This window comes from Pseudomonas sp. S32 (assembly GCF_016648095.1).
Taxonomy (GTDB): Bacteria; Pseudomonadota; Gammaproteobacteria; order Pseudomonadales; family Pseudomonadaceae; genus Aquipseudomonas; species Aquipseudomonas parafulva.
In genome coordinates this window covers 1-7,609 of the sequence record NZ_JACVVF010000088.1, presented here as the reverse complement: position 1 = coordinate 7,609, position 7,609 = coordinate 1, and the positions used below count along the sequence as shown (strand labels likewise).

The 7,609-nt window shown below is 63.4% G+C and carries 7 protein-coding genes; all 7 read right to left on the bottom strand.

All coding sequences use genetic code 11. The features are described from left to right. Positions 1 to 1,019 (bottom strand): Hpt domain-containing protein (locus IAE38_RS23370; RefSeq protein ID WP_201219529.1); only part of this gene is annotated, 1,019 nt, incomplete at its 3' end. Between the two features lie 12 nt (positions 1,020 to 1,031). Then, positions 1,032 to 1,820 carry a protein phosphatase CheZ gene (locus IAE38_RS23365; RefSeq protein WP_028633448.1) on the bottom strand — a complete coding sequence of 263 codons (789 nt, stop codon included), beginning with the start codon at positions 1,818 to 1,820 and terminating at the stop codon, positions 1,032 to 1,034. A 20-nt stretch (positions 1,821 to 1,840) separates the two neighbouring features. Further along, positions 1,841 to 2,215: a chemotaxis response regulator CheY gene (locus IAE38_RS23360; protein ID WP_161629585.1), complete on the bottom strand. Its 375-nt coding sequence runs from the start codon at positions 2,213 to 2,215 to the stop codon at positions 1,841 to 1,843. A gap of 105 nt (positions 2,216 to 2,320) precedes the next feature. Further along, positions 2,321 to 3,061 (bottom strand): RNA polymerase sigma factor FliA, encoded by a 741-nt coding sequence (gene fliA, locus IAE38_RS23355; protein ID WP_028633450.1) that lies wholly within the window; start codon positions 3,059 to 3,061, stop codon positions 2,321 to 2,323. After that, positions 3,058 to 3,891 (bottom strand): flagellar synthesis regulator FleN, encoded by an 834-nt coding sequence (gene fleN / locus IAE38_RS23350; RefSeq protein WP_028633451.1) that lies wholly within the window; start codon positions 3,889 to 3,891, stop codon positions 3,058 to 3,060. Before fleN ends, fliA begins: the two co-directional genes overlap by 4 nt. Before the next feature lie 93 nt (positions 3,892 to 3,984). After that, complete coding sequence (flhF, locus tag IAE38_RS23345) at positions 3,985 to 5,292, bottom strand: flagellar biosynthesis protein FlhF (protein WP_201219527.1); 1,308 nt, start codon at positions 5,290 to 5,292, stop codon at positions 3,985 to 3,987. Between the two features lie 11 nt (positions 5,293 to 5,303). Continuing rightward, positions 5,304 to 7,433, bottom strand: coding sequence for a flagellar biosynthesis protein FlhA (gene flhA / locus IAE38_RS23340; RefSeq protein WP_028633453.1), 2,130 nt, complete (start codon positions 7,431 to 7,433; stop codon positions 5,304 to 5,306). Positions 7,434 to 7,609 lie beyond the last annotated feature (176 nt).

Sequence of the window (7,609 nt, the reverse complement as noted above, 5' to 3'; positions counted from 1 at the left end):
GCTGGGGCTGGGGCGGGCTTGGCGGCAGCCGCAGGTGCCGCAGCGGCAGGCCTGGCGACAGGCGCTGGCTCGGCCTGGGCGGCAGGTGCCGGCTGCACCTTGGCCGGCGCTTCGGCAGCGGCCACCTCCCCGGTGAATTTGCCCTTGCCATGCAGTTGGTCCAGCAGCGCCTCGAATTCGTGCTCGCTGATTTCGTCACCCACCGCAGCCGTGGCCTCGGCAACCGGAGCCGGGGCTTTCGCGGCAGGCAAGGCATCGGCCTGGAAGGTGCCCTTGCCATGCAACTGGTCGAGCAGGGATTCGAACTCGGCATCGGTGATTTCGTCGCTGGCCGCCTGCTGGCTGGCAGGCGCAGGTGCAGCGGCCACTTCGGCGCTGAACTGGCCCTTGCCGTGCAGCTGGTCGAGCAACGATTCGAATTCCGCGTCGGTGATGTCATCACCGCCCGCGCTAACGACTTCGTCTTGCACCTGTTCGGCGGCGGCCTGCGCCTTCACCGCATCTAGCGAGTCGAGCAACTGCTCGAATTCGCTGTCGGTGATATCCGCGTCGGCTTCGGCCTCAGCCACAGGAGGCTGGGCCACCGGCTCGGGCGCTACCGCTGCAGGCGCCGGGGCCGGCGCTGCGGCACCCGGCTCGGCCAGCCGCGCCAGGGCGGCCAGCAGCTCGGGCGTTGCAGGCGTCACTTCGCTGCGCTCGCGCACCTGGCCAAACATGCTGTTGACGGTATCCAGTGCTTCAAGCACCACGTCCATCAATTCCGAGTCGACCCGGCGCTCACCTTTGCGCAACACGTCGAACACGTTCTCGGCGATGTGGCAGCACTCCACCAGCTCATTGAGCTGGAGGAAGCCGGCGCCCCCTTTTACAGTGTGGAAACCGCGAAAGATCGCATTGAGCAAGTCGGCATCGTCTGGCCGGCTTTCCAGCTCGACCAGTTGCTCGGACAGTTGCTCAAGTATTTCGCCGGCCTCTACCAGGAAATCCTGGAGGATTTCTTCATCGGCGCCGAAGCTCATCAAACGTGCTCCTTAAAAACCCAGGCTGGACAGCAGATCATCGACATCGTCCTGACCGGACACAACGTCTTCACGCTTATCGGCATGAATCTGCGGACCTTCACCCCGAGTCGGATGTTTTTCTCGATCTTTTTCTGCACGCAATTGATCTTGGTCATGCTGGATGCCGGCGAAGCGGTCCACCTGGCTGGCCATCATCACCAGTTTCAGCAGGTTGCTCTCCACTTCCGTCACCAGGGCAGTGACCCGTTTGATCACCTGCCCGGTCAGGTCCTGGTAGTCCTGGGCCAGCAGAATGTCATTCAGATGGCCAGCCACCTTGCGGTTGCCTTCAGCGCTGTGCGTCAAGAAACTGTCGACACGTTTGACCAGGTCGCGGAACTCCGTGGCGGCCACTTCGCGGCGCATGAAGCGCTGCCAGTCTGCGCTAAGGGCATTCGCTTCGGTGGCCAGGCCGTTGAGCACCGGGGTGCTTTCTTCGACCAGGTCCATGGTGCGGTTGGCCGCGCCTTCGGTGAGCTTGACCACATAGGACAGGCGCTCGGTGGCGTCGGTAATCTGCGACACCTCTTCGGCCTGCGGGATGGTCGGGTCGATCTGGAAACTGACGATGGCGCTGTGCAGCTCACGGGTCAGCTTGCCAACTTCCTGGTACAAGCCGCGATCGCGGGTCTGGTTCAGCTCGTGAATCAGCTGCACCGCCTCGCCGAAACGGCCCCGCTCCAGGCTTTCTACCAGCTCCTGGGCATGCTTCTTGAGCGTGGATTCAAACTCGCCCAACGACGTTTGTGATGAATTCATGGCGCGCCCCCTGACGTGACTCAGCCGTTGACGCGTTCGAAGATCTTCTCGATCTTTTCTTTGAGAACCTGCGCGGTGAACGGCTTGACCACATAGCCGTTAACGCCGGCCTGGGCCGCTTCGATGATCTGATCACGCTTGGCTTCAGCCGTCACCATCAGCACCGGCAAGGCCCTGAGCTTGTCGCTGGCGCGCACCTTGCGCAGCAGGTCGATACCCGACATGCCCGGCATGTTCCAGTCGGTCACCAGGAAGTCGTAGTGGCCGTTTTCCAGCATCGGCAGCGCCGTGGTGCCGTCATCGGCTTCTTCGGTGTTGCTGAACCCCAGGTCACGCAGCAGGTTCTTGATGATCCGCCGCATCGTCGAAAAGTCGTCGACGATGAGGATTTTCATGTTCTTGTCCAATTAGACCTCCAAGCAGTCTCAAACGCGCTCGGCCCCGAGCGCGCACTCAATCAATTCGGTACAACGTGGAAAACGACTACAACGACAGCGGGCTCAACGTGCCCGCCATTCCCCCAGACGGCTGCGCAAGCGCGCGGCGCATTGGCTGTGCAACTGGCTGACCCGCGATTCGCTGACACCAAGGACCTCGCCGATCTCCTTGAGGTTCAGCTCCTCGTCATAGTAAAGCGCCAGTACCAGGCGCTCACGCTCGGGCAGGTTGGCAATGGCATCGGCCAACGCAGCCTGGAAACGCTCGTCCTCCAGGCCACGGGCAGGCTCAGCCTGCCCACTGGCACCATCCTCATGCAGCCCTTCGTGCTCACCGTCCTGCAACAGGTCGTCAAAACTGAACAGGCGACTGCCCAGGGTATCGTTCAAGATCCCGTAGTAATCATCGAGACTCAACTTGAGTTCGGCAGCAACTTCATGATCTTTAGCGTCACGGCCGGTTCTTGCTTCAACGGCGCGCATGGCATCACTGACCATGCGGGTGTTGCGGTGCACCGAACGCGGCGCCCAGTCACCCTTGCGCACCTCGTCGAGCATGGCCCCGCGGATGCGGATGCCGGCGTAGGTTTCGAAGCTGGCGCCCTTGCTGGCGTCGTATTTGTTGGCCACTTCCAGCAGCCCGATCATGCCGGCCTGGATCAGGTCCTCGACCTGGATGTTGGCTGGCAGCCGTGCCAGCAGGTGGTAGGCAATGCGCTTGACCAGCGGGGCGTAGCGCTCGATCAGCTGGTACTGCGCGTCCTTCGACGCGCGGCTGTACATCTTGAAGCCGCTGGCACTCATAGCACCGGACCCGCACTGGTGGGTTGCACCAGGCGCTCGACGAAGAACTCCAGGTGGCCGCGTGGGTTGGCTGGCAACGGCCAGGTGTCCACCTTCTGGGCGATGGCCTTGAAGGCCAGGGCGCATTTGGAGCGCGGGAAGGCTTCGTAGACCGCGCGCTGTTTCTGCACGGCCTTGCGCACGCATTCGTCGTAGGGCACGGCGCCCACGTATTGCAGGGCCACGTCCAGAAAACGGTCGGTCACCTTGGTCAGCTTGGCGAACAGGTTGCGCCCTTCCTGCGGGCTCTGCGCCATGTTGGCCAGCACGCGGAAGCGGTTCATGCCGTAGTCGCGGTTCAGCAGCTTGATCAGCGCATAGGCGTCGGTGATGGACGTGGGCTCGTCGCACACCACCAGCAGGACCTCCTGGGCGGCGCGGACAAAGCTGACCACCGAGTCACCAATACCGGCAGCGGTGTCGATCACCAGCACGTCAAGGTTGTCACCGATCTCGCTGAACGCCTGGATAAGCCCCGCGTGCTGGGCGGGCGCCAGGTGCACCATGCTCTGGGTGCCCGAGGCGGCCGGCACGATACGCACCCCGCCAGGGCCCTGCAGCATCACATCGCGCAGCTCGCAGCGCCCCTCGATCACGTCCGCGAGGGTGCGTTTGGGGGTGAGGCCCAGCAGGACGTCGACATTGGCCAGGCCCAGGTCGGCGTCCAGCAGCATGACCCTGCGGCCCAGTTCGGCCAGTGCCAGGGACAGGTTCACTGAAACGTTGGTCTTGCCGACGCCACCTTTGCCGCCGGTCACGGCGATCACCTGTACGGGATGCATGCTACCCATGTCTGTTCTTTACCTTGTCTCGCTGGGACTCAGGCCACACGAAGGGCAATTCTGCGTGCCCCTTGGCATAGCTACCTTGCACACACTTCATGTTCAACCCGCTCGCCGAGGGTTGTGGTAGAGATCAGCGAACATGTCGGCCATGGCCTCTTCGCTGGGCTCATCCTGCTGTTGCACACTGACCGCCCGGGTGACCAATTGGTGCCCGCGTGGCAGGTGAAGATCGTCCGGAATGCGCGGCCCATCGGTCAGATAGGCCACCGGCAGCCGGTAACTGATGGCAAGGCTCAGCACATCGCCGAGGCTTGCCGATTCATCAAGTTTGGTCAGGATGCAACCGGCCAGGCCACAGCGGCTGTAGCTGTGGTAGGCGGCGGTGAGCACCTGCTTCTGGCTGGTGGTGGCCAGCACCAGGTAATTCTTCGCGGCGATGCCCCGCCCTGCCAGGGTTTCGAGCTGCATGCGCAGGGCCGGGTCGCTGGCCTGCAGGCCAGCGGTGTCGATGAGGACCACGCGCTTGCGCAGCAGCGGCTCCAGCGCCGCCGCCAGGGACTGACCGGGGTCGACGTAGGTGACCGGCACGTTGAGGATGCGGCCCAGGGTTTTGAGCTGCTCCTGGGCACCGATGCGAAAACTGTCCATGCTCACCAGCGCCAGGTTGTTCGCGCCGTACTTGAGCACATAGCGTGCGGCCAGCTTGGCCAAGGTGGTGGTCTTGCCCATGCCGGCCGGGCCGACCACGGCAATCACACCGCCCGCCTCGATCGGCTCCACCTCCGGGATATCGATCATGCGTGCCAGGTGCGCCAGCAGCATGCGCCAGGCATGGCGCGGCTCCTCAATCTCGCCGGTCAGCGCCAGCAGCTCCCGGGCGATCGGCCCGGACAGGCCCAGGCGCTGCAGCCGGCGCCACAGCGTAGCCTGTTGCGGCTTGCTGCCTTGCAGCTGGGTCCACGCCAGTGAGCCCAGCTGCACTTCGAGCAACTGGCGCAGGCCCGAAAGCTCGGAGCGCATCGCATCGAACAGACGCGGGTCTACCGAGGCCTGGGCGGGGGCAGCGGCCGGCTGAGGGGCATCCACATGGGGTTCAACCAGCGGTTCGGCAGCAGTCAACGATTGCCCGGCAAACAATTGGCGGTTGCTCTCGCTGTTGTCCTGACGCTGGTCGAGCTCGGCCTGAACCGTGGCAATGCGCGAGTGGGTCTTGCGCAGTTCTTCTTCAAGCTCGGCATTGGGCACCCGCGGTGCCAGGGCGGACAATTTGTAGTCGAGCGCCGCCGTCAGCTCGACACCGCCGGCGATGCGGCGGTTACCGATGATGGCCGCATCAGCGCCCAGCTCATCGCGAACCAGCTTCATGGCCTGACGCATATCAGCAGCGAAAAATCGCTTAACTTGCATTATCCACTACCTCAGCCGTTAGGGCCCACGGTGGCAACGATGGTGACTTGCTTGTTGTCAGGAATTTCCTGATACGCCAGCACGTGCAGGTTCGGTACAGCCAGCCGGCCAAAACGCGAGAGCATGGCGCGGATCGGGCCGGCGACCAGGAGGATGGCCGGTTGGCCTTGCATCTCCTGACGCTGGGCGGCTTCGATCAGCGAACGCTGCAGCTTTTCGGCCATGCTCGGCTCCAGAAGAACACCGTCTTCCTGACCTTGCCCGGCCCGTTGCAGACTATTGAGCAAAATCTGTTCCAACCTGGGTTCAAGGGTGATCACAGGCAGCTCGGACTCAACGCCTACAATGCTTTGCACGATGGCGCGACACAATCCGACGCGCACTGCCGCCACCAGCGCGGCGGTATCTTGACTCTTGGCCGCATTGTTGGCGATGGACTCGGCAATGCTTCGAATGTCCCGCACCGGTACCTGCTCTGACAACAGCGCCTGCAATACCTTCAACAGCCCCGACAAGGAAATGACACCCGGCACCAGTTCTTCAGCCAGTTTAGGCGAAGCCTTGGCCAGTACCTGCAGCAGCTGCTGAACTTCCTCGTGGCCGATCAGTTCGTGGCAGTGTTTCTGCAGGATCTGGTTAAGGTGGGTGGCCACCACAGTGCTGGCATCTACCACGGTGTAGCCCAGTGACTGCGCCTGGGAGCGCTGGCCCACATCGATCCACACCGCTTCCAGGCCAAAGGCCGGGTCACGGGCGGCGATGCCGTTGAGGGTGCCGAACACCTGGCCGGGGTTGATGGCCAGCTCACGGTCCGGGTAGATCTCGGCTTCGGCCAGGATCACGCCCATGAGGGTCAGGCGATAGGCACTGGGCTGCAGGTCGAGGTTGTCGCGAATATGCACGGTGGGCATGAGGAAGCCCAGATCCTGGGACAACTTCTTGCGCACGCCCTTGATACGCGCCAGCAACTGCCCGCCTTGGTTGCGGTCCACCAGGGGGATCAGGCGGTAGCCCACTTCCAGGCCGATCATGTCGATCGGGGTGACGTCGTCCCAGCCCAGTTCCTTGGTTTCGGCTGCGCGCTGTGGCGAGGGCAGCAGGTCTTGTTGGCGTTGCGCTTCCTGCACCGCCAGCTGTTTGGTTTTCTGCTGCTTTTTCCAGACCAGGTAGGCGCCACCGCCGGCCATCAGGCCAAGGCTGAGGAAGGCGACATGGGGCATGCCGGGTACCAGGCCCATGACGATCATCAGCCCCCCCGACACCGCCAGCGCCTTGGGCGAGTCGAACATCTGCCGGTTGATCAGCTTGCCCATGTCCTCGGAGCCCGAGGCGCGGGTAACCATGATGGCGGCGGCAGTGGACAGCAACAGCGATGGCAACTGCGCCACCAAACCGTCACCGATGGTCAACAGGGCGTACACCTTACCGGCGTCACCGAAGCTCATGCCATGCTGCAGCATGCCGATCAGCATGCCGCCGATCAGGTTGATGAAGAGAATCAGCAGGCCGGCAATGGCGTCACCGCGCACGAACTTGCTGGCACCGTCCATCGAGCCGTAGAACTCGGCCTCCTGGGCCACCTCGCTACGGCGCGCCTTGGCCTGGGCCTGATCGATCAGGCCAGCGTTGAGGTCGGCGTCGATTGCCATCTGCTTGCCGGGCATGGCGTCCAGGGTGAACCGCGCACTCACCTCGGAGATACGCCCCGCGCCCTTGGTCACTACCACGAAGTTGATGATCATGAGGATGGCGAACACCACGGCACCGACCACGTAGTTGCCGCCGATCACCACCTCGCCAAAGGCCTGGATCACCTTGCCCGCAGCGCCGTGGCCCTCCTGGCCATGCAGCATCACCACCCGGGTGGAGGCCACGTTCAGGGCCAGGCGCAGCAGCGTGGCCACCAGCAGGATGGTGGGGAACGCAGCGAAGTCGAGCGGGCGCAGGGCGTAGACGCACACCAGCAGCACCACGATCGACAGGGCGATGTTGAAGGTGAAGAACACGTCCAGCAGGAACGGCGGGATCGGCAGCATCATCATTGCCAGCATCACCAGCAACAAAATCGGCACGCCCAGGTTGCCCCGGCCAAGCCCGGCCAGGTTGTGGCGGGCGTTGCTGATTAACTGAGTGCGATCCACCGCGAGTCCTCTTGATGCAAAACTTTGACGCCAGATGGGCGCCTGGCGCTGGCATTGCAAGAAGCTTTCCAACTTTGGGGGGCGGGCGCTTAATGGTGCTCTAACCGGCGTGACTGGCCCGAAACAAACGTAGGAGCGACCGCCAGGTCGCGATGCGCCGCGCGGGCGGCGCTCGG